Source organism: Halomonas sp. ML-15 (assembly GCF_014779595.1).
In the GTDB taxonomy this organism is placed as follows: domain Bacteria; phylum Pseudomonadota; class Gammaproteobacteria; order Pseudomonadales; family Halomonadaceae; genus Franzmannia.
The window spans coordinates 86,942-106,218 of record NZ_JACXZT010000019.1; the positions used below are offsets into that span (position 1 = coordinate 86,942).

The following is a 19,277-nucleotide window of genomic DNA, read 5'->3' on the forward strand; positions in this document are numbered from 1 at the left end:
TCTCCATCCACGGGGATCGATTGATCAAACGAGTATACGGTGCCGTCGTCATGCCGGGCTTTCAGCAATGGGACGGCGAATTATGAAAAGCGGTTAGACTAACGCTCAGAGTCCCCATGCGCGAGGGCGCCATCATGCTCAACACCACCGCCTGGAACCGGCTGCGCTACAGCCTCTATGCGCCGATCTACGACCTGGTCGCTGCGCGCGCCTTCCGTCGCGCCCGACGCCAGGCCCTGGGCCAGGTGACCTGGACCCCTGGGATGCGGGTGCTGCTGGTGGGCGCCGGCACCGGCCTCGACCTGCCCTTTCTGCCGCGCAACGTCGAAATCCACGCCACCGATCTGGCCCCGGCAATGGTCAAGCGCATCGCGCGGCGCGCCGAGGCGCTGCATCTCGACGTCACCGCGCGCAGCATGGATGCCGGCGACCTCGACTACCCTGACGGCCACTTCGACGTGGTGGTGATGCATCTGATCGTGGCGGTGATGCCGGCCCCGACGCAGGGCCTGGCCGAGGCGCACCGCGTCTTGGCGCACGACGGCCAGCTGTGCGTGATGGACAAGTTCCAGCCCGACTCGCACCCTGCCGGGATCGCGCGCCGCGCGCTGAATCTGGTGACCACGGCGCTGGCCACCGATATCACCCGCCAAGCGCGGCCGCTGCTGGAGGACGCCGGTTTCGTCATCGAGCATGACACCCCGGTGATGATGGGCGAGCTGTTTCGCGCCCTGCTGGCCAGCAAGCGCTAGGCCTTGTACGAAAGCTGCCTACCTCAAGACACTCTCCGCGGGGCGATGGTCAACCACACCCCGACGATGACCACCGCGCTGGCCAGCACCTGCAGCGCCACGATCTGCTCATCGAGCCACAGCCAGGCGCCGAGCATGGTGAACACCGGCAGCAGATTGAGATAGATCGCTGCCCGGGTCGGGCCGATATCGGCCAGCGCGCTGTTATAAAGCAGCAGCGCCACCACCGAGGGGAAAATGCCCAGGTAGGCCAGGCCCAGCAGTTGGTTCCCGCTCAACTGCGGCAGCTGCTGGGCGGCGCCTTCGAACAAGGCGATCGGCGCCAGCGCCAGATTGGCGATCACCAGCATCACCAGCAGGCCGCCGTAGCGCGGAAAACGCGCCATATGCGCCTTGACCAGCAGCGAGTAACCCACCCACACCAGCACCGCCAGCAGCATGATCGCATCGCCGGGATTGACCCCACCGGCGATGGCCGGCCCCTGCTGGCCGGCGGTGATAACCGTTACCGCACCGCCCAGCGACAGCGCCACCCCCAGCCACTGCACAACCCGGAAGCGCTCACCCAGCAGTGCCACGCTGAACAGCAAGGTCACCACCGGGATCATGCTCTCGAGAATCGCCACATTGGTAGCGCTGGTGAAGTTGAGCGCGGCATAGATCAGCGCATTGAAGAACGCCACCCCGGTCAGCGCCAGGCCCACCAACGGCCGCCAGTGCTCGCGGAACAGCGGCCAGCCGCGGCGCGCCTGATGCCAGCCCAGCGGCAGCATGATCAAAAGCGCGATAAAGACCCGGCCCAGCGAGATGGTGAACGGCGGCAGGCCCGCCAGCGCCTTGCCGACCAGGATATTGCCGGCGAAGATCGCCGCGACCAGCAGTAGAAATAGATGGGGGCGTAGCGCGCGAATAGGCGCCTCCTTGTCACGCCCCGCAGGGCAGCCTAAGTCAGACCAGACGCTCTTCGCGCGGGGTCATGCCGAAATGGTTGCGGTAGGCAGTGGAGAAGTGCGCCCCCGACGAGAAGCCGGTCAGCAGCGCGATATCACCCACCGCGCGGTCGGACTCGCGCAGCAGCTTGCGCGCCTCCTGCAGGCGCAGGTCGAGATAGTAGCGGCTGGGCACCGCCTGCAGATACTTCTTGAACAGCCGCTCGAGCTGGCGGCGCGAGATGCCCAGGTGCTCGGCCAGCTCATGGGTGGTCAGCGGCTCCTCGATATTGGCCTCCATCAACGTGACTGCCTCCACCAGGCTCTGCGGCGCATGGCCCAGCCGCGAGCGCAGCGGCACGTGCTGGGGCTCATCGCCGGGGCGGATGCGCTCGCAAACGAAGTGCTCCGAGACCCGTTCGGCAAGCCGCTGGCCGTGATGCTGACCGATCAGCGTCATCATCATGTCCATCGCCGCGGTGCCGCCACCGCAGGTCAGGCGGTCGCGGTCGATCTCGAACAGCTGCTGGGAGAGGTTGACCCGCGGGTAGTCGCGGGCGAAGGCGTCGAAGCGCTGCCACGGCAGGGTCGCACGGTAGCCGTCAAGCACCCCGGCACGGGCCAGCACCTCGGTGCCGCCGGCCACACCGCCCAGCACCACGCCGCGTCCGGCGAGGCGCTTGAGCCAACCGCATAGGCTGGCCGGCAAGCTCAGCGGCAGCGGGCTTGGCGCGCACACCAGCAGCATATCGAGACCGCCGTCGTCCTCCCCCACCGTATGGCGTGGGGTCAGCGACAGCTCACTGGCGCTGCGTGTCTCGCGCGCCTCCAGGCCGTAGGTCAGCGGTACGTAGAGCCGCTCGCCGGCGAGCTGATTGGCTACCTGCAGCGGCTCCAGGGCACAGGCCTGCGCCAGCAGCGAGAACCCCGGCAACAGCAGGAAGGCGATCTGGCGGCTAGTGCTTGGCTGAGCGCTGACGGGTCGGAGTGCTGGCATCGCTATCGCCGTGATGGGCTGGGAGTCACATCTTACCCAATTGCCGCGTCACCGGCAGTGCCACGCGGTCGGTCGGGCGACACTCGATACAAGCCTGGGTCGCAGATACGCAAACGCCGAGCCCTACGGGCCCGGCGTCCAGGGTGTCGCCGTGCGGTCAGCGGCCCAGGAAGTGGAACGCCAAGCCCGCGACCAGTACCAGAATCACCGCCACCGGCAGCAGCTTGTGCATGCCTGTGGGTGGCTTCTGCGCCTCGGGTTGCTTCTGAGGCTCGGCCTCATCGTAATCCTCGGGGATCCGCTGGCCCATCACATGCTCTTTCTCTTCTTCCGGGGTCTTGCTTTCCTTGGTGTCCATAGGACCTCCTCGCTACCCAGGGGGAAATACCGCTACCCTTTGAGACTACCCCGCATCACAGGCGTTCACCACTTGCTTTCAGCTCGACTCACAGTTCGACCACGTCGAAGTCGGCCACCGGGTCGACATCGGCATCGTAGTCCACGTCGTCGCGCTCGAAGCCGAACAGCTTCAGGAACTCGTGCTTGTAGCCGGCGTAGTCGGTGATCTCGAACAGATTGTCGCTGGTCACCCGCGGCCACAGGGCCTTGCAGGCCTGCTGCACGTCGTCGCGCAGCTCCCAGTCGTCGAGGCGCAGACGGCCGGCCTCGTCGGTGGCCAAGGCAGCCTGGCCCTTGGGGGAGTAGAGCTGTTCGCCGAACAGCCGATTGAGCTGATCGATAGTGCCTTCGTGCAGGCCCTGCTCCTTCATCACCCGATAGACCATGGCGATATACAGCGGCATCACCGGGATCGCCGCACTGGCCTGAGTCACCACCGACTTGAGCACCGCCACGTTGGCGCCGCCGCCGCTGGCCTTGAGCTTGGCATCGATCTCACCGGCGGCGCGGTCGAGATCCTCCTTGGCCTTGCCCAGGGCGCCGTGCCAGTAGATCGGCCAGGTGATCTCGGTGCCGATATAGCTGAACGCCACGCTGCGTGCGCCCGGCGCCAGCACTCCGGCCTGGTCGAGGGCGCTCATCCACAGCTCCCAGTCCTCGCCGCCCATCACCGTGATGGTGTCGTCGATCTCCTGCTGGGTGGCGGGCTCGACCTCGGCCTCGATGATGGCGTCTTTATTGGTATCGATGGCGGTGGCGCGGTAGGTCTCGCCGATCGGCTTGAGCGCCGAACGCTTGAGCTCGCCGCTATCGGGCAGCTTGCGCACCGGCGAGGCCAGCGAGTAGACCACCAGATCGACCTGACCCAGGTCGGCCTTGATCATCTCGATGGCTTTTTCTCGTGCTTCATGGGAGAAGGCGTCGCCGTTGATCGACTTGCTGTAGAGGCCCTCGGCCTTGGCGAACTTGTCGAACGCCGCGCTGTTGTACCAGCCGGCGGTGCCGGTACGCTTCTCGCTGCCCGGCTTCTCGAAGAACACCCCTAGGGTGTCGGCACCGTAGCCGAAGGCAGCGGTGATGCGTGCCGCCAGCCCGTAGCCGCTGGAGGCACCGATCACCAGCACCTTCTTCGGCCCGGCACTCTTGTCGAGCCCGCGGGCGCGGGTCGCTTCGATCTGCTCGAGCACGTTCTTCTCGCAGCCGACCGGATGAGTGGTGGTACAGATGAAACCGCGAACCTTGGGTTTGATGATCACGTCAGACCTCGACACAACAGTGGACAGTGGGCGCCATTCTACCCACACCGGTCGACGCTGTCCGCCCTTGAGGTAAGCCGCCGGGTGGGACAAGATTGCCGGCTCAGATGCGACGAACCCGGCAGGAGAGAACAATGGATGCCCAGACTCTGGTCGATGAACGCGGCGAGCTGTGGCTGGCACTGGCCCCGCTGTGGTTGGATCGCGAACCCCGCGAGCGCGACTATGCGCGCATGGTCGAGGTCATCCAGCGCCACGAGCTGACCCTCACCGAACTCGAGTGGATCTTTCGCATCGAGCTGGCCCCGGTGCTGTCACGCACCCAGATGTCGGTGGCCAGTGAATGGCGACGCTTCGACGATTATCAGTTGATGAAGCGCTTGGTGGCGCACAACCTGCGGCTTACCGGCTGGCGGCGCAAGAGCTGGGCACTGTTCTCGGGGCTGATCACCATGATGACCCGCCATCGCTGGAATGAGTTGATGACGCGGGTCATGATCGCCCGCGGCGAGATACCCTAACCTCGCGGTTCATAGGGCTGGTCGAGGGCCTCTTCCAGCGCTTCGCGTATCTGTCGCTCGCCGGCGCGCGGCCCGAAGCGTTGCAGCACCCGGCCGTCGCGGCCAACCAGAAACTTGGTGAAATTCCATTTGATCAGGGTGCTGCCCAGCACCCCGGGCGCCTCACGGCGCAGCGCCACGAACAGCGGATGGGCACGCGGGCCGTTGACGCGCACTTTCTCCATTACTGGAAAGGTCACTGAATACTCGCGCTCGCTGAAGCTGCAAAAGGCCTTGGCCGATTCCGGCGACTGACGGGCAAACTGATTGCAGGGAAAGGCCAGCACCGTGAAGCCCTGGCGATGGTAGTGCCGGTAGAGCGCCTCCAGCTCCTTGAGCTGCGGCGTGAAGCCGCAGCGGCTGGCGACGTTGACCACCAGCAGCACCTGGCCGCGCAACGCGCGCAGGTTGAATGGCTCGCCGCGATGGGTACGGCAATCGAATTCGTGCAAGGGGGATGAGGGTCGAGGTGCCATAGCCACCGCTAGCGCTGGATGAGAGACGCAAACCATGGACTCCACGATGCCACGACCGGCGGCGCGGCGCCAGTCCGGGGCATCATCTGCGCCGCGGCCAGCGCCGCTTGATCTCGGTCAGCTGTCGCACTAACCGGCGACGACGCAGCCGCCGCTCGGCCTCCGAGAGCGGCGCATAGAGCAGCCGCTCGAGATCTTTGGCCACGCCTTCCAGGACGCCCTGCGCCGGCCCCGCGCTGGGCGCCAGCCGGCGCAGATGAGCCGCTGGCGACTCGCCGCCGAGGGGGCCGTGGCCGCGCCGTTCGAGCCAGGTCTGGAGCCGCCGCACCTGATGCCCCTCACCGCCTGCTCGGCGCACTCGCCAGGTGCGCCCGAGCCAGCCCAGCAGCAGTAACCCGGCGGCGGCCGCGACCAGGCGCAGCGCGTCGCCGAGGGTCAGCTGACCCAGTCGCGACCATAGCGTGGCGAGGCGTTCGGTGACCCCCGCCAGCAGCGCCTCCCGGCGTTCGCGCTGGTAACCGATAACGCCACGCTGCCAGCGATACTCGGCGCGCTCGACGCCGAGCCGCAGGCGGTTGGCCCAGCCCAGCTCGCGCAGCCGTAGCGGCGAAAAGGGTGCATCGGCCAGGAAGTCGTCGCTGCCGCCGAGAAACGCCTCGGCGCCCTGCTCGATGCGCTCGGGGGCGATCGCAGCGGTGGGGTCGAGACGCTCCCAGGCACCCTCCAGCCACACCTCGATCCAGGCGTGGGCGTCGTAGTCGCGCAGCGTGAAGTGGCCGTCGGGGTGGCGCTCGCCGCCCTGGAAGCCCACCACGACCCGCGCCGGAATGCCCACCATCCGCGCCATCACCGCCGCCGCCGAAGCGTAGTGGGTGCAGTAGCCGGCACGGGTATCGAACAGGAAGTCGTCGATGCGGTCACGACCGCTCAGCGTCGGCGGACTCAATGTATAGCGAAATGGCGCCTCGCCGAAGCGCGCCATGAGCGCTGTCAGGTAACGCCGCGGGTCGCCCTCGGCCTCATGCCATAGCCGCTCGGCGAGGTCGCGACTGCGCGGATTGGCGTCCTGCGGCAGCAGCCGATGCCAGGCCGGCCCGGCGGGATCCGGGTAGCTCGGCGCCGCGGCACTGCTGGCCACCTGCAGCAGGCCCCGCGAGGAGAGCGGCACCAGGCCTTCCAGGGTGCCGTCAGCGAGGTAGCGCTGGCGGGCGTCGCTGGCCAGCGGCGTGCCCAGGCTCGGCCGCCAGGGACGGCTGTCCGGCTCCAGCAGCAGCTCGGCGACATAGCGCGGCGTGCGGTCGTCGAAGGGTGAGCGGTCGGCCTCCTGAACGAAACGCGATACCGGCTGATTGGCGCTGGCCGCATGCTGCTCGGGGCGCAGCCGCGTCCAGCGCTCGCCGTCGAACTGCGACAGGGTATAGACACGCCAGTAACGCTCGGCGGGCGACGGCTCGGCGCCGTCGAAACGTGCCCTGAAGGCCCGTGCGTCGCTGCGCGACAGCTGGGCAATATCCCCCGGCGCGATCTCATCACTGAGACCGGTGGCGGCCTGATCGGCCTGGGGCAGGGTCCACAGCGGGCCGATTCGCGGCACCACCACGAACAGCAGCACCATCAGCGGCGCCGACAACGCCAGTAGCCACAGTGCTTCGCGCCAGGCGTCGCGACCCGCCCGGCCACCGGCCAGCACCACCAGTGACTGGAGCAGCCAGGCCGCGGCCAACAGTGCCGCGCCGCTCATCAGCAGACTCTGGTCGTGTAGGAAGGCCGCGGTCAGCGTCACGAAGCCGATGATCACCACCACCCGGCCGTCGCGCCGGTCGTGGGTCTCGAGCAGCTTGAGCAGATAGATTCCCAGCAGTACGCCCATCAGCGCCTGCATGCCCATCAGTCCGCCGTACTGCAGCCAGAGTCCGCCAAGCACCCCGACCACCGCGGTCAGGCGCAGCACTACCCCGGCTCGGGGCAAGCGGCGACGCAGCTGCAGGAAACGCCAGCCGGCGGCGGCCAGCGCCACCCCCAGTAGCCACGGCGGCATGAACGGCAGGTGCAGCGCCAGCACCAGGCACTGACCGATGAACAGCTGTACCAGTAGCCGGGCCGACAGGCTGCGGCCGTCGGCCAGCAGCGCCGAGGGGGCACTCATAGGTCGCTCCCGCCGGTTGTCGCTGGCCAGCGCGCCAGCGCCCGCAGCGCGCGGCGGCGCTGCGCCGGGCCGCTGGCCGGCGCTAGCTCCACGCCGGGCAGGCGCAGCCCGTAGAGATCACCGGCACGGTGGTAGTCGAGCAGTTGGGCACATAGTTGCGACAGACGCACCTCAGGCGCGCCGGAACAGGCGGCGTAGTCAAGCCAGCGCTGACGCCGCGGGGGCAGGCTGAAGACCTTGGTACTCAGTACACCGGTGCGGCTCCACTGCTTCCAGGCCAACCGTGCCGGGCCATCGCCGGGCTCGAAACGGCGCAGGCCGGCGAAGTCCTGGGGCGCCAACCCCGGCCCGCGGCGCCGTGCTGCGCCCTCCTCCGGCTCGCCCGGCGCAGGATAGATCAGCAGCTCGACCCCGCTATCGACCCAGGCGACCAGCCGTACCAGGCCCAGCGGCCAGGCGCTCTCCAGGCGCAGCGCCGGCAGCCGCCACAGGCCGCGATGCAGGGTCGGTATCGCCAGCGGCAGCAGCAGCTCGCCACCGTCTATCTCCCCCTCGGCGGCGGCCACCTGGCCGGGGCCCGCCACCAGCACCACGCGCAGGGCGTGGCGACGCCGCGCCGCGCTGAGGCGAACGTTCAGACGCGCCATGTCGCCGGCAAACACCTCACCCGAGGCACTCGCCGTGAGCCGAACGCCGTACAGGTTGCGCCAGCCACGCCACAGCGACACCAGCGCCACGGCAAACAGCCAGAAGGCCAGGCCGTAAGCGAGATTGTTCTGATAGTTGATGCCGAACAGCAGCAGCACCGGGATCAGCACCGCCCAGATCACCCCGAAGCGGGTCGGCAGCAAAAAGAGCCGCTGGGCACCGAGTGGCTGCCCGGCCGCGCTCAGCCGGCGCCGCTGCCACCAGTCACGCAGCCGCTGCATCGGGGACAGGTCGGCCATGGACTAGACCGTGACCGGCACGCTGGCCAGCAGGTGGTGGGCCAGCGCCTCCCCCTCCTCGCGGCGCCCGTCACTGAGCCGATGGCCGACCACCGGCACCCACACCGCCTGGACGTCCTCCGGCAGTACATGGTCGCGCCCCGCCAGCAGCGCCCAGCCGCGGGCGGCGTGCAGCAGTGCCAGTACGGCGCGGGTCGACAGCCCCCAGGCCAGCTCAGGGTGGGTGCGGCTCGCCGCCGCCAGCGCCTGCAGGTAATCGAGCAGCGCATCGGCCACGTGTACCTCGGCGATGCGCGCCTGCCAGCCGCGCAGCGTCTCGGCATCCAGCCACCGGCCCAGGCTATCCAGCTGGATCCGACCAGCCTCACCGCGCAGGATCTCGCGTTCGGCGCGGGCGTCGGGGTAGCCCAGTGAGAGGCGCATCAGGAAGCGGTCGAGCTGCGACTCCGGCAGCGCAAAGGTGCCAGCCTGCTCCTGGGGGTTCTGAGTGGCGATCACGAAGAACGGCTCAGGCAGGCGGCGGGTCTCGCCCTCCACCGTGACCTGCCCCTCCTCCATCGCTTCGAGCAGTGCGCTCTGGGTCTTGGGGGTAGCGCGATTGATCTCGTCGGCCAGCACCAGCTGATGGAAGATCGGCCCCGGGTGGAAGTGGAAGCTGGCCTGACGCGGGTCGAACACCGAGACCCCCAGCACATCGGCCGGCAGCAGATCGCTGGTGAACTGCAGGCGCTGCATATCGAGCCCGGTCACCCGCGCCAGCGCCTGGGCAAGGGTGGTCTTGCCCAGCCCCGGCAGGTCTTCGATCAGCAGATGGCCGCGACACAGCAGGCAACATAGCGCGAGCCGCACCTGCTGCGACTTGCCCCGCACCACCCCTTCGAGGGCCGCCAGCAGGTCATCGAGGCGCGCCGCGGTCAGCGGCTCACGGCGGTTCATGCGCTCGCCGCCAAATGCCCGGCGCGCTGCAGGCTGACCACGGCGGTGCGGGTATCCGGGGTCACCTCGTCGAGGGCCAGTGCCTCGTCCAGCGGCAGCCAGAAGGCATCGGCTACCTCCTCAGCCTGCAGCGCGAGCGGCCCGTCGTAGTGCACCAGATAGACGCTGCCGAAAATATGGTTGCCGTCGGCGGCGTAGCGGAAGGCCAGGCAGTAGCGCAGCGCCACGCCGCGAATGCCGAGCTCCTCCGCCAGCTCGCGGCGCGCCGCCACGTGCACCGCCTCGCCGGCGCCGACCACGCCGCCTGCGGCCAGGTCGATACCACCGGGGAACACCTCCTTGGTCAGGGTGCGGCGCTGCACGCAGAGCTCGCCGGCAGCATTGAGCACCACCACATAGGTGGCACGGTGCCAGAAGTGGAAGCGTCGCATCAGCGCCCGCGGCGCGCTACCGCAGGGGCGATTACAAGCATCGACCAGTTGGATGCGCTCATCGGCGATCAACGGCGCCGGCAAAGGGACCGACGCGGAAACCTCGGTGGGCATGACGGACTCCCATGGGCAGAACAGTGCTCAGCGTAACCAGTCGCATCCACCGCGGCCAGCACAGCTCTCGACGTTGACCCCACGCTGGGCGCTGACCATGCTCGATCCATAGCAGTGCAGCAGGAGACACGCCATGCACGACCATGCCCCACGCCAGCGGCTCGCCACCCACGAGGTGCTCAACCAGCCGCCTGCTGACAGCGACCTCGACCTGTTCACCCTGGACCTTCCACTCCAAGAGGCACTGGCCCGCGAGGCCCCGGAGTGGGTCGCCCGGCGCCTGGCGCCGCTGGGCGAGCAGGTTGGCAGCCGCCGCGTGCAGGCGCTGGGCGAGCAGGCCAATCGCCATCCGCCAACGCTGCGACTGTTCGACCGTCACGGCCGACGCCTCGACGAGGTCAGCTATCACCCCGCCTACCATGAGCTGATGCACCTGGCCTGCGACCAGGGCTGGCACGCCGTGGCCTGGCAGGAGGAGGCCCGCGGCGGCCACCAGGCCCACGTCGCCGCCCTCTATCTGCTGACCCAGGCCGAGCCGGGCGTGTGCTGCCCGGTGACCATGACCCACGCCGCCATGCCGGCTCTGCGCCATGCCCCCGAGGTGCTGGCCCAGTGGGCACCGCGGCTGCTGGCCTGGGACTATGATCCCCGCGCCCTGCCGGCCAGCGACAAACCGGCGGTGACGATGGGCATGGCGATGACCGAGAAACAGGGCGGCAGCGACGTGCGTGCCAATACCACCCGCGCCGAGGCCAGCGAAGACGGCGTGCGCCTGCTGGGCCACAAGTGGTTCTGCAGTGCACCGATGTCGGACGCCTTTCTGACCCTGGCCCAGACCGATGACGGCCTCGGCTGTTTTCTGGTACCGCGCTTCACCCCCGACGGCCAGCGCAACGCCATCGAACTGCAGCGCCTCAAGGAGAAGTGCGGCAATCGCGCCAACGCCTCCGCCGAGATCGAGTTCCGCCACGCCTGGGCGCAGCCGATCGGCGAGCCGGGACGCGGCATTGCCACTATCCTCGAGATGGTCCAGCAGACCCGCCTCGACGCCGCCACCGCACCGGTGGGCATGATGCGCCAGGCGCTGCTGCTGGCCTGGCAGCACGTTCAGGCCCGCCACGCCTTCGGCCAACCGCTGGCCGAGCAGCCGCTGATGCGCGCAGTGATCGCCGACCTGGCTCTCGAGGTCGAGGCCGGCGTGGCGCTGGCGCTGCGTATCGCCCGCGCCTTCGACACGCCGCATAGCGAGCATGAGCAAGGCCTGGCACGCATCGCCCCGGCGCTGGCCAAGTACTGGCACAACAAGCGCGGGCCGGGCTTTATGGCCGAGGCCATGGAGTGCCTGGGCGGCATCGGCTACGTCGAAGAGACACCGCTGGCCAGGCTATATCGCGAGGCACCGGTCAATTCGATCTGGGAGGGCTCGGGAAACGTGATCTGCCTCGACGTGCTGCGCGTGCTGGGCAGGCACCCCGAGGCGGTGGATGCGCTACGCAACGAGCTCGACGCAGCGCGCGGCCAGAATGCCCTCTTCGACCGGGCGCTGGGCGAGCTCGAACGCACCCTGGGCATGCCCTCAGAGGCGCTGGTGCCCCGTGCGCGCTGGCTGACCCAGCGTCTCGCCCAGTGCCTGCAGGCGGCGCTGCTGCTACGCCACACGCCCGCCGCGGTTGCCGCAACCTTCTGCCGGGCGCGGCTGGGCGAAGCCAGCCCCGCCTATGGCGTGCTGCCGGCCGATGCTCCTCTGGCGGAGATACTCGCGCGGGTGACACCTGGCGCCTGATGCCCCTATGCTGGCGGTTGCGACAAAACGCCGCTTGGCAGCCGGCCAGGCTGTCGTAAGCTTTGGGTGACCCAAGGGTTCCATCCATCACGAAAAGGATTACCGATGATTGCCCGCGCCGCCTCACTTGCCTCCGCTCTGACGCTCGGCGTCGCGCTGCTGCCGTCACTGGCCAGCGCCCACGACGTCACCCTCGACGATATTCGCATCGCCCACCCCTTCGCCACGCCGACGCCGCCGGGGGCCCCCAACGGCGCCGCCTACCTGGACATCACCGCTGGCGACGAGCCCGCCACCCTGGTCGGCGCCAGCAGCCCGATCAGCGGAGTAGTGGAGCTTCACGATATGATCATGGACGACGGCAACATGCAGATGCGCAAACTCGACGCCATCGAGATCGAGGCCGGTGAGACGCTGACCATGCGTCCCGGCGGCGGCTACCACCTGATGCTGCTGGGCCTGGAAGAGACCCTCGTCGAAGGCGAGACCTTCCCGCTGACTCTGGAGTTCGCCGAACAGGGGGAGGTCGAGATCGAGGTAGGGGTACAGGAGGCCAATGCGGGCGGTGAGGCGGCCGATGGCCACCACGACCACGAACACGAACACGACCACTGAAGGTTAGCCGACCACCACACGCAGTGCGATGGCGATCAGCAGCACGCCGGTGATGCGATTGACCCAGTGCGCCCTGGCCTGGAGCCAGGGCAGCACCCGCGAATGAGACAGCGCCACCGCCACGATCACGTACCATCCACCGTCAATGACCATGGCGGTAAGCACGATCACCGCCTTGGCCGCCACGCTCATCTCGGGACTGACGAACTGGCTGAGCAGCGCCACGAAGAACAGGATCAGCTTGGGATTGCCCAGCGCCACCAGCATGCCCTCGCGGGCCGCCTGGGGGCCGGTGGTGAGTACCGCATTGGGCTCGAAGGCTGCCGCCCGCCCGGCGCGCAGCGCCTTGATACCGAGCCAGGCCAGATAGGCCGCCCCCGCCCAGGTAATAAACTGGAACAGCAGCGGCTGGCGGGCGATCAGCGCGCCCAGCCCCCACACCGTGAGCAGCGCATAGAGCCCCACACCGAGGGCATGGGACAGCGCCGCCACCACCCCCGGCAGGCGACCGCCGCCCAGGGTATGGCGCAGCACCAGCGCCAGGCTGGGGCCCGGCGACATGGCACCCACCGCGCAGATCGCTACCAGCGACAACCACAGCGACAACGGCATCGACTCTCCTCAATCAGGGTCTGGAGCGGCGCGACACATGCCGGGCTCAGCGGTGAAACTGGCCTGCACTCTCCGGCTGCCAGAGGATGGCATCGATGCGCAGCCGGGTCTCGCTGCCATCCGGCAGCGGCCAGTCGATCACGTCGCCGACCTTGAGCCCCAGCAGCGCCGCGCCGATCGGCGCCATTACCGACAGGCCGTCGGCGCTCTCCGCCAGTGAACGTGGATAGACCAGCGTACGCACCAGTTGGCGGCTACGCCCCAGATCGGTGAACTGCACCTGGCTGTTCATGCTGACCACGTCGGCGGGAATCTGCTCGGGATCGACCACCTCGCCGCGCTCCAGCTCGGCTTCCAGCGACTCGGCCACCGCCAGGTCCTTGTCGCTGGCAGCGTCGATCAGCCGCTGCAGCCGTTCGGCGTCCAGCCGATTGATGATGATGGTGGGACGTGATGACATCTGGCCTCCTGAGCCGCAAACGCTGAAATAACGTAAACGCGGCCTGACAACGAAAACAGCCCTTCACCCGCAAGGAGCAAAGGACTGTGTATCATTTCACTATAAGACTTTCACCGCGGCTTTGACAGCCCCCGCCGCGGGTCAGGCTCTGACTGAAAAGTCGGCGAGCACAGCCGGTTTTGCGGCGGCGCCTAGCGGCGCCGTGGCCGGGGCAGACTCTGCAACGCTACGAAATCGGCCTCCAGCTCATCGGCCGCGACCACGCCACGCTTGACCTCTACTACCTCGCCACGGGCGTCGAACAGCACCAGCGTACTCTGCGACACACCGTACTCATAGGCGAACCGCCGCCCGCTGCTGCTGGCGATATTGGCACGCCGCAGGATCAGCTCCTCGTCCAGCCGGCTGCGCGCCTCCTGGGCCTGCTCAAGCAGCTGCTCGCAGCTAGTGCAGCCCGGTTCGTGAACCTGTACCACCACCGGCTCACCGCCGCCGATCACGCTCAAGTCGCTGACCTCCCGCGCCTGGCGGGCCTCCATGGCGAACCACGCTGCCGGTACGGCAATAATCGCCACCGCGACCAGCAGGCCGCGAATCAAACGCTTGGGGCTGAAAGGACGCTTGCGCGCTGCTGGCCGGGAGGATGGCTTCGATGGCGCGGCCTTGGGACGCTTGTTCTTGCGTGGCATGCATGGGTTCCTCGTTATATCAGTAACCCAAGACTACGCCAGCACGATGCGCTTGGCACCCACTGCAGCGTCACCAGGCGCTCAACGCGAGGGAGTGCCCGCCATGCGCATCAACACATCGTGATGTGCGTAGCGGCGGTGGATCGCCACCATCGCCACATGGCCGAGGATCAGCACCAGCAGCGTCCAGCCCAGGAAGCCATGGAAGATACTGCCCAGCGCCACCATCCACTCGATCTCGGGCCCCTCGAAGCCCGGCATTAGCGGGATACCGAAGGCCGACAGCGAGCGACCAGAGCCGTACTGGCGCAGCAGGGCCACCAGCGGCACCACCAGCATCAACGCATACAGCACCAGATGACCGAGCTTGGCCATCACGCTCACCGAGGGCGGGCGTCGCGACAGATTGAGCAGCCCCCAGGCGCCGCGCAGCAGCAGTAGCGTGAACAGCAGCACCCCGACATCGCGGTGCCACGCCCACATGAAGTCATCGAAGGCGGAATCCTCGAACAGCACCCGCGCCGCCACGCTGGTGAACTGCCAGGCAAACAGCAGCGCCATCGCCCAGTGAAAGGCGCGGCTGATACGGCCGTAATGGGTATGAGTATCGCGCAGCGATAGTGCCATCGTCCTACTCCCTCGAATGCGTTTCGCAAGGCTTCTATGAAAGCCTTGTGGGACTCTCGTCGCAAGGGAATGGTTTCCTGGCGACTACGGCGCAGCGATGACCGTAAAAATAGCTAGCGTGCCGTGGCAGAGGTTCTGTTCCAGAGAACCAGGGTTCCTGGGATGCCAGGATTCAACTGGAGGTTGAAAATTTGCTGTCGCATAGTGGACATTGACCCCGTAACAACGTGTGCCCAAAAATGCCGATAGACTAAAAATCAGTCACTTGTGATCGTCCATCGCGCCTTTACTTGCCTTATTCGACCACACCCGCCGACGCCATGTGGACACCTTCTCAGGTTCGGCTATATTAGAACAATAAAAACGTAACAGACGGTATCAGGGATAATGAAACGACTACTGGCAGCCTTGCTGCTGCTACCCCTCGTGGCTCACGCCCAGGTCTATCGGTGCGACATCGACGGTAAGGCCCACTATCGGGACAGCCCCTGCGGCGAGAACTCGAGGCAGATCCTTCAGGACAATTTTAACACCTATCAGTCTTCACCCGACCATCGTCAGCATCGCCCCCCAGCTCCTCGAGCACAGCGGCAGCAGCAATCGAACCTGCCCAGGGCACCTACCCTCACCCACGTCAGTCATACCGAATTGCGTAACGGCTTGGCTCGCGCTCGATCTCGTGGGCACCTCGCCCTGGGCATGACCGAGAATCACACCATCTCGGTTTTAGGGCATCCAGACAACTGGAAATCCCAACGCTTTAGCGACAAGACATGCAAAGTGCTTTATTGGAGCAACCCTCGATTTTCTCGGGGTTATCATGAAGCTACGCTGTGCGATGGTTTAGTCGTGCGGTATAAAAAGCCTAGTACTTAATTACCAGGCCAAGGATTAGAAAAACCAAAGAGATAATTAAATCAATCCTATTGCAAACCTCTATTCCAGTAGCTAACTTTCGACCTCTGTAGGCTATCTCTTACGCAAGCCGTCGGAATTATCGCACATATTTTATGGGCGATTTCCTCTAAGCTGTTTTGAATCCCAAAGGAGTGGGCAAAATGAAGCGCTGTACCTTCATGCTATGTAGCCACCAGGTTGAACTGGTGATGACACGAGATCCTGAAACGCAGGACTGGCTAGCCATGACACGTTGGCACCTTGATGAGCACCCAGCCCCCATCGTCAAAAGTATGCCATCTCCACCCACTGAAAATACTGAGGATGAGGCTTGGGAAGCTGCACAGGTTTGGGCTGGAGAAACTTTAGCATCAGACTGGACCAAGCTTTCATCTTTGCTATAAACTCCTACGGTCCTGACCGAGAATAACACCACCTTAACTCTAGGCTACCCTGGGAACTGGAAATAACATCGCTCTGGCGACAAGACCTGAAACCATGCATTGGAATAACCCACGCTATCACGTGGTTATTCTGAACAATGTAAAACTTGCAAGATATCAGTCATCCCGCCCCTGGAGACTAAGCTTTACTGTTAAGTCCAATAGCTCCATCTAGGATCGCTCACTCTCCCCTCCAGCATATAAAGAATTTTTAAAACACTTAGATTATCTTCCATCGAAAAACAAACAAAATTCCAAGAAAAACAAGATGCTCAAGACTGACACTCCTTATCCTGGAGCCTTCCCCCCTGGTACCACCTTGCCGCTGCCGCTTTGGCTAGGCTTTGTATCTCAGCGCTCATTTTCAGTTGCCCGGAAAGGAAACATGGCTGTCACTGCACTCTGGTACATCAGCTTCGTCACCAACTGTAGCCGGAAACCATAATTAGCCCAGACCACAGCCACCAACGTTCGCACGCCTCCTAATCGGGGCATGGCGAGGTGAAGGGGATAGCATCGAGGAAAGTAAAACGCAAACAGCCGCTCATAAGCGACTGTTTTTGAGGTGGTACCGGCGGTCGGACTCGAACCGACAAGGGCTTGCACCCGGCGGATTTTGAAGCCGTGACTATGCGTGCCAAAAAATGCCAATACATTTAAAATCATATATTTAAAGCACACAACCCCGCCTTTACTTGCCTTTTCCGCTCACCCTTGCCGACACCATGTGGACACTCTTTAAGCCTGTAACTCTATGATTGTGATAGATCAAAGAAGCTTTTGGTATTCTGACGATATCCTATTTTTCAGTCCAGCTATTTCCACATTAAAGTGTTCTATCAAAGAAAGATAATCATCTATTTCAGCATCCATTTCACGCATTTTTTTATTCTTAACTATTTCTTCAATCTCATCATCAACTTCAGCATTATATAAATATGCATCACGTTTCTTTCTTAGCTTTGAAAGCACATCTTCTATCTGCTTATTAACTGTAATATTAGTATTTATTTCTTCTTCCATACTTCGTATTTTATCTTTTACAACATTATATTTTTCGCTATCAATGCCACTAAAGCTATTGATATTGCTATAATAATGTTTTACTTCCTCCTCATCCCCCTTGACCTCCTTTATTTCATTTACAGCTTCTTCATCTACCTTAAGCCCAAGGTACTTTAAAGCGAGCTCTAGAAACCTATCTGGCTTATATAACATAACATCTTTTCCAGTTTCCTCTTTAAACTCTTCTATAAGCTCAGGTCTTGGGCCTAACGTAATATTCTCTTCTTTCAGCCACCAATCAGGTTTTTCATCGCCGGTGACAAATATTACATTACAGCCATCCTCCTGGGCTTTTTTTATTGTTTGTTTCCATATTATAAGGTCGCCATAAACTCTCCATTTACCCCTTAATGATCCATCATTTTTCACATCATCAGCATAGCCAGGAGGTATTTTTTCTCTATACCTACGCTCTCCTTCTTTAAATATATCTTCTAATTCTTCATTGCTAACCCCTCTTCCAACCGATCCTTCGAAAATACTAGCGACCTTCCACTTTAGATCATCACTGCTTATCTTTGATGCATATTTTTCTTTATTTTCTTTAAGTTCATTTTTAACTTCCTCAGAAATATTTTTAAATTTTTCCAGCAACTCCTCACTTACAAAAGGGTGCTTTCTTTTTTGATTTAACTCTTGCATCAAGTTATTAATGTCCGTACTAACCGAAGAGTAATACTGCTTCTGTGTGCTTATTATAACAGGCCTATTTCTTAGAAATTCTTCTGCTGCCCGGTTTGGCATCCACACCCGATCCTTAAGTTCATCAAGGACTTTAACAAGGAGGTCTTTCGTTTCATCCGAATATCTATAAAGATTGCATATAACGTTAGCATCAAACACAAACGTGCATGTTTCCCATAAATTCTCAACTTTATCTTCCTCAATAAAATAGCCTGGAAAAAGATCCTTCATAACCACTCCCAATCTTATTTATTTACCTAAGCCTATAGCATTAATAATATCGCCCACTTTATTGAATGGGCCATATAGAAGGTCTGGAGCTAGATTCAAAACAATCATAATGGAAATGAATGTCACACAACTAGACAACACTAAACCAACAATCATTCCTTTAACAAAACCTTTCCTTTCAGGCCTTGCGTACACTTTTCTTACAAAAGCCTTCCTGCTTTCTTTTTCCCAGTCATTAAGATTTTTTTTACTACTAGCAGATGGGCCAGGAGCATTATCCCTACTATTTTTGTTTGGTTTACCTGAAAAATCCCAGCCGTACTTTTCTGCCCGTCGTTGACTATCGCGCTGAAAGTATTCCCTATCTTGGATCCCCATATCCAACCTCCACTGTTTTTATCCACAACCTCATCGCTCAAGGCTGACACTCCTTATCTTGGAGCCTTTCCCCCCTGGTACCACCTTGCTGCTGCCGCTTTGGCTAGTCGGTATCCGTCCCTGTTTGCTTGAGCGTCTGGCGCGCTTTCTCTATCTCCGGGCTCACTTGCCCAGCTTCTTCATTTACCTGCCCTGTCATCAGCCAAAGCGTGTACTTCGGCCACTGCTGGCAAACCGCTTCTAGCATATCCCCTTTCGGTGCACGACCTGACTGCTCCAAGCTTTCAAGAGTTTTCTTATTAATTCCAATAAGTTGCGAGAATTCGTGGCGGCCTGATGTCTCCACCTCCCTTATCTCGCGAATTTTCCTTGTGAGCTCGCTTGACATATCCCATCTTCTTAGTACACTGAATAATTAGTATACCAATTTCTTGGTACACGCCTGCCGCCACACATCACATAAGCGTTGGCAGATGTTTACCGAAGCCTAGCACAGCCCACCATAGACAGGTGACGACATGGAAGAAAACAAAGCGCCCCAGGTCCCGGCCAACGTGCCCCTGATGACCCTCGAGCGTTTCTCAGAGCTTTCAGGCCTCGACGAAGGCGTCATCTACGGCCATATCCGCCGTGGCTACCTGCCGTCTATCAAGATGGGCAAATACCGCCTGATCAACGTCGCATTGCTCCAGGCCCAGTGCCTCTCCAACGAGGACTGGTCATGAGCTACTCCATTCTGCTTTTTGCTTTCCTCCTGGCTAGCACGCTCGCCTTCACTCTCATTGCTCTGAGCGACTGTTCCGACGAGTCGGCGAATCCTTGCGACGACGTTCATGACAAGGACCTTCAC

Annotated in this window: 23 protein-coding genes; 7 read left to right on the forward strand and 16 right to left on the reverse strand. The window is 62.7% G+C overall.

The annotated features are described in order from the left end of the window. Nucleotides 1-134: 134 nt before the first annotated feature. Entirely contained in the window at nucleotides 135-752 is a 618-nt protein-coding gene (locus IEI94_RS11975; protein ID WP_191169545.1) for a class I SAM-dependent methyltransferase, read from the forward strand. Nucleotides 753-775: 23 nt separating this feature from the next. On the opposite strand, the gene IEI94_RS11980 is transcribed toward IEI94_RS11975, so the two are convergent. The 4 genes from IEI94_RS11980 to fabV form a co-directional block, all read right to left on the reverse strand. Beyond that, nucleotides 776-1,663, reverse strand: coding sequence for a DMT family transporter (locus IEI94_RS11980; RefSeq protein WP_318153438.1), 888 nt, complete (start codon nucleotides 1,661-1,663; stop codon nucleotides 776-778). 37 nt (nucleotides 1,664-1,700) lie between these two features. Further along, nucleotides 1,701-2,678: a GlxA family transcriptional regulator gene (locus IEI94_RS11985; protein ID WP_191167549.1), complete on the reverse strand. Its 978-nt coding sequence runs from the start codon at nucleotides 2,676-2,678 to the stop codon at nucleotides 1,701-1,703. 157 nt (nucleotides 2,679-2,835) lie between these two features. Then, entirely contained in the window at nucleotides 2,836-3,036 is a 201-nt protein-coding gene (locus tag IEI94_RS11990; RefSeq protein ID WP_191167550.1) for a hypothetical protein, read from the reverse strand. Between the two features lie 88 nt (nucleotides 3,037-3,124). Next, nucleotides 3,125-4,333, reverse strand: coding sequence for an enoyl-ACP reductase FabV (fabV, locus tag IEI94_RS11995; RefSeq protein WP_191167551.1), 1,209 nt, complete (start codon nucleotides 4,331-4,333; stop codon nucleotides 3,125-3,127). Between the two features lie 134 nt (nucleotides 4,334-4,467). Here fabV and IEI94_RS12000 point away from each other — a divergent pair, with 134 nt between their 5' ends. Next, nucleotides 4,468-4,854: a hypothetical protein gene (locus IEI94_RS12000; protein ID WP_191167552.1), complete on the forward strand. Its 387-nt coding sequence runs from the start codon at nucleotides 4,468-4,470 to the stop codon at nucleotides 4,852-4,854. Here IEI94_RS12000 and IEI94_RS12005 read toward each other — a convergent pair. The 5 genes from IEI94_RS12005 to IEI94_RS12025 all read right to left on the reverse strand — a co-directional run bounded on the left by IEI94_RS12005 (nucleotide 4,851) and on the right by IEI94_RS12025 (nucleotide 9,943). Next, nucleotides 4,851-5,345, reverse strand: a complete 495-nt coding sequence (locus tag IEI94_RS12005; protein ID WP_224750113.1) for a glutathione peroxidase — start codon at nucleotides 5,343-5,345, stop codon at nucleotides 4,851-4,853. The two genes, IEI94_RS12000 and IEI94_RS12005, sit on opposite strands and share 4 nt — an antisense overlap. A gap of 106 nt (nucleotides 5,346-5,451) precedes the next feature. Then, nucleotides 5,452-7,515: a transglutaminaseTgpA domain-containing protein gene (locus IEI94_RS12010; protein ID WP_191167554.1), complete on the reverse strand. Its 2,064-nt coding sequence runs from the start codon at nucleotides 7,513-7,515 to the stop codon at nucleotides 5,452-5,454. Further along, the gene (locus tag IEI94_RS12015) at nucleotides 7,512-8,462 is read right to left on the reverse strand and encodes a DUF58 domain-containing protein (RefSeq protein ID WP_191167555.1); all 951 of its coding nucleotides are present in this window, start codon (nucleotides 8,460-8,462) and stop codon (nucleotides 7,512-7,514) included. The genes IEI94_RS12010 and IEI94_RS12015 overlap by 4 nt, the downstream gene beginning before the upstream one ends. A gap of 3 nt (nucleotides 8,463-8,465) precedes the next feature. Next, nucleotides 8,466-9,398: an AAA family ATPase gene (locus IEI94_RS12020; RefSeq protein ID WP_191167556.1), complete on the reverse strand. Its 933-nt coding sequence runs from the start codon at nucleotides 9,396-9,398 to the stop codon at nucleotides 8,466-8,468. Next, on the reverse strand, nucleotides 9,395-9,943 hold the full coding sequence (locus IEI94_RS12025) for an NUDIX hydrolase (protein ID WP_191167557.1): 549 nt from the start codon (nucleotides 9,941-9,943) through the stop codon (nucleotides 9,395-9,397). The genes IEI94_RS12020 and IEI94_RS12025 overlap by 4 nt, the downstream gene beginning before the upstream one ends. 133 nt (nucleotides 9,944-10,076) lie before the next feature. Here IEI94_RS12025 and IEI94_RS12030 point away from each other — a divergent pair, with 133 nt between their 5' ends. Continuing rightward, on the forward strand, nucleotides 10,077-11,726 hold the full coding sequence (locus tag IEI94_RS12030) for an isovaleryl-CoA dehydrogenase (RefSeq protein WP_191167558.1): 1,650 nt from the start codon (nucleotides 10,077-10,079) through the stop codon (nucleotides 11,724-11,726). Nucleotides 11,727-11,831: 105 nt separating this feature from the next. Next, complete coding sequence (locus IEI94_RS12035; protein WP_191167559.1) at nucleotides 11,832-12,341, forward strand: copper chaperone PCu(A)C; 510 nt, start codon at nucleotides 11,832-11,834, stop codon at nucleotides 12,339-12,341. 3 nt (nucleotides 12,342-12,344) lie between these two features. On the opposite strand, the gene IEI94_RS12040 is transcribed toward IEI94_RS12035, so the two are convergent. From IEI94_RS12040 to IEI94_RS12055, 4 genes are all read right to left on the reverse strand, one after another. Then, nucleotides 12,345-12,953: a LysE family translocator gene (locus tag IEI94_RS12040; protein ID WP_191167560.1), complete on the reverse strand. Its 609-nt coding sequence runs from the start codon at nucleotides 12,951-12,953 to the stop codon at nucleotides 12,345-12,347. A 46-nt stretch (nucleotides 12,954-12,999) separates the two neighbouring features. Beyond that, nucleotides 13,000-13,413, reverse strand: a complete 414-nt coding sequence (gene rnk / locus IEI94_RS12045) for a nucleoside diphosphate kinase regulator (RefSeq protein ID WP_191167561.1) — start codon at nucleotides 13,411-13,413, stop codon at nucleotides 13,000-13,002. 191 nt (nucleotides 13,414-13,604) lie between these two features. Continuing rightward, nucleotides 13,605-14,102 carry a hypothetical protein gene (locus tag IEI94_RS12050; RefSeq protein ID WP_191167562.1) on the reverse strand — a complete coding sequence of 166 codons (498 nt, stop codon included), beginning with the start codon at nucleotides 14,100-14,102 and terminating at the stop codon, nucleotides 13,605-13,607. A gap of 81 nt (nucleotides 14,103-14,183) precedes the next feature. Beyond that, nucleotides 14,184-14,729 (reverse strand): cytochrome b, encoded by a 546-nt coding sequence (locus IEI94_RS12055; protein ID WP_191167563.1) that lies wholly within the window; start codon nucleotides 14,727-14,729, stop codon nucleotides 14,184-14,186. Between the two features lie 387 nt (nucleotides 14,730-15,116). On the opposite strand from IEI94_RS12055, the gene IEI94_RS22970 reads away from it, so the two are divergent. Together IEI94_RS22970 and IEI94_RS12065 are read left to right on the forward strand one after the other, a co-directional pair. Continuing rightward, complete coding sequence (locus IEI94_RS22970) at nucleotides 15,117-15,605, forward strand: DUF4124 domain-containing protein (RefSeq protein ID WP_191167564.1); 489 nt, start codon at nucleotides 15,117-15,119, stop codon at nucleotides 15,603-15,605. Between the two features lie 182 nt (nucleotides 15,606-15,787). Then, entirely contained in the window at nucleotides 15,788-16,030 is a 243-nt protein-coding gene (locus tag IEI94_RS12065) for a hypothetical protein (protein WP_191167565.1), read from the forward strand. An 807-nt stretch (nucleotides 16,031-16,837) separates the two neighbouring features. Here IEI94_RS12065 and IEI94_RS12070 read toward each other — a convergent pair. From IEI94_RS12070 to IEI94_RS12080, 3 genes are all read right to left on the reverse strand, one after another. Then, a complete protein-coding gene (locus tag IEI94_RS12070; protein ID WP_191167566.1) occupies nucleotides 16,838-18,049 on the reverse strand; it encodes a PIN-like domain-containing protein in 1,212 nt (403 codons plus the stop codon). An 18-nt stretch (nucleotides 18,050-18,067) separates the two neighbouring features. Continuing rightward, a complete protein-coding gene (locus tag IEI94_RS12075; protein WP_191167567.1) occupies nucleotides 18,068-18,427 on the reverse strand; it encodes a hypothetical protein in 360 nt (119 codons plus the stop codon). Between the two features lie 103 nt (nucleotides 18,428-18,530). Beyond that, entirely contained in the window at nucleotides 18,531-18,815 is a 285-nt protein-coding gene (locus IEI94_RS12080; RefSeq protein ID WP_191167568.1) for a transcriptional regulator, read from the reverse strand. Between the two features lie 130 nt (nucleotides 18,816-18,945). Here IEI94_RS12080 and IEI94_RS12085 point away from each other — a divergent pair, with 130 nt between their 5' ends. After that, complete coding sequence (locus tag IEI94_RS12085; RefSeq protein ID WP_191167569.1) at nucleotides 18,946-19,152, forward strand: DNA-binding protein; 207 nt, start codon at nucleotides 18,946-18,948, stop codon at nucleotides 19,150-19,152. Nucleotides 19,153-19,277 lie beyond the last annotated feature (125 nt).

What these genes read in the sequence shown, in the direction of transcription:
- IEI94_RS12075 (WP_191167567.1), bottom strand. Translation starts at nt 18,427, where the DNA reads ATGGGGATCCAAGATAGGGAATACTTTCAGCGCGATAGTCAACGACGG.
- IEI94_RS12050 (WP_191167562.1), bottom strand. Translation starts at nt 14,102, where the DNA reads ATGCCACGCAAGAACAAGCGTCCCAAGGCCGCGCCATCGAAGCCATCC.
- IEI94_RS12065 (WP_191167565.1), top strand. Translation starts at nt 15,788, where the DNA reads ATGAAGCGCTGTACCTTCATGCTATGTAGCCACCAGGTTGAACTGGTG.
- IEI94_RS11990 (WP_191167550.1), bottom strand. Translation starts at nt 3,036, where the DNA reads ATGGACACCAAGGAAAGCAAGACCCCGGAAGAAGAGAAAGAGCATGTG.
- IEI94_RS12025 (WP_191167557.1), bottom strand. Translation starts at nt 9,943, where the DNA reads ATGCCCACCGAGGTTTCCGCGTCGGTCCCTTTGCCGGCGCCGTTGATC.
- IEI94_RS12010 (WP_191167554.1), bottom strand. Translation starts at nt 7,515, where the DNA reads ATGAGTGCCCCCTCGGCGCTGCTGGCCGACGGCCGCAGCCTGTCGGCC.
- IEI94_RS12055 (WP_191167563.1), bottom strand. Translation starts at nt 14,729, where the DNA reads ATGGCACTATCGCTGCGCGATACTCATACCCATTACGGCCGTATCAGC.
- IEI94_RS12080 (WP_191167568.1), bottom strand. Translation starts at nt 18,815, where the DNA reads ATGTCAAGCGAGCTCACAAGGAAAATTCGCGAGATAAGGGAGGTGGAG.
- IEI94_RS11985 (WP_191167549.1), bottom strand. Translation starts at nt 2,678, where the DNA reads ATGCCAGCACTCCGACCCGTCAGCGCTCAGCCAAGCACTAGCCGCCAG.
- IEI94_RS12070 (WP_191167566.1), bottom strand. Translation starts at nt 18,049, where the DNA reads ATGAAGGATCTTTTTCCAGGCTATTTTATTGAGGAAGATAAAGTTGAG.
- rnk (WP_191167561.1), bottom strand. Translation starts at nt 13,413, where the DNA reads ATGTCATCACGTCCCACCATCATCATCAATCGGCTGGACGCCGAACGG.
- IEI94_RS12040 (WP_191167560.1), bottom strand. Translation starts at nt 12,953, where the DNA reads ATGCCGTTGTCGCTGTGGTTGTCGCTGGTAGCGATCTGCGCGGTGGGT.
- IEI94_RS12015 (WP_191167555.1), bottom strand. Translation starts at nt 8,462, where the DNA reads ATGGCCGACCTGTCCCCGATGCAGCGGCTGCGTGACTGGTGGCAGCGG.
- IEI94_RS12000 (WP_191167552.1), top strand. Translation starts at nt 4,468, where the DNA reads ATGGATGCCCAGACTCTGGTCGATGAACGCGGCGAGCTGTGGCTGGCA.
- IEI94_RS12020 (WP_191167556.1), bottom strand. Translation starts at nt 9,398, where the DNA reads ATGAACCGCCGTGAGCCGCTGACCGCGGCGCGCCTCGATGACCTGCTG.
- IEI94_RS12085 (WP_191167569.1), top strand. Translation starts at nt 18,946, where the DNA reads ATGGAAGAAAACAAAGCGCCCCAGGTCCCGGCCAACGTGCCCCTGATG.
- IEI94_RS12035 (WP_191167559.1), top strand. Translation starts at nt 11,832, where the DNA reads ATGATTGCCCGCGCCGCCTCACTTGCCTCCGCTCTGACGCTCGGCGTC.
- IEI94_RS12030 (WP_191167558.1), top strand. Translation starts at nt 10,077, where the DNA reads ATGCACGACCATGCCCCACGCCAGCGGCTCGCCACCCACGAGGTGCTC.
- IEI94_RS11975 (WP_191169545.1), top strand. Translation starts at nt 135, where the DNA reads ATGCTCAACACCACCGCCTGGAACCGGCTGCGCTACAGCCTCTATGCG.
- IEI94_RS22970 (WP_191167564.1), top strand. Translation starts at nt 15,117, where the DNA reads ATGAAACGACTACTGGCAGCCTTGCTGCTGCTACCCCTCGTGGCTCAC.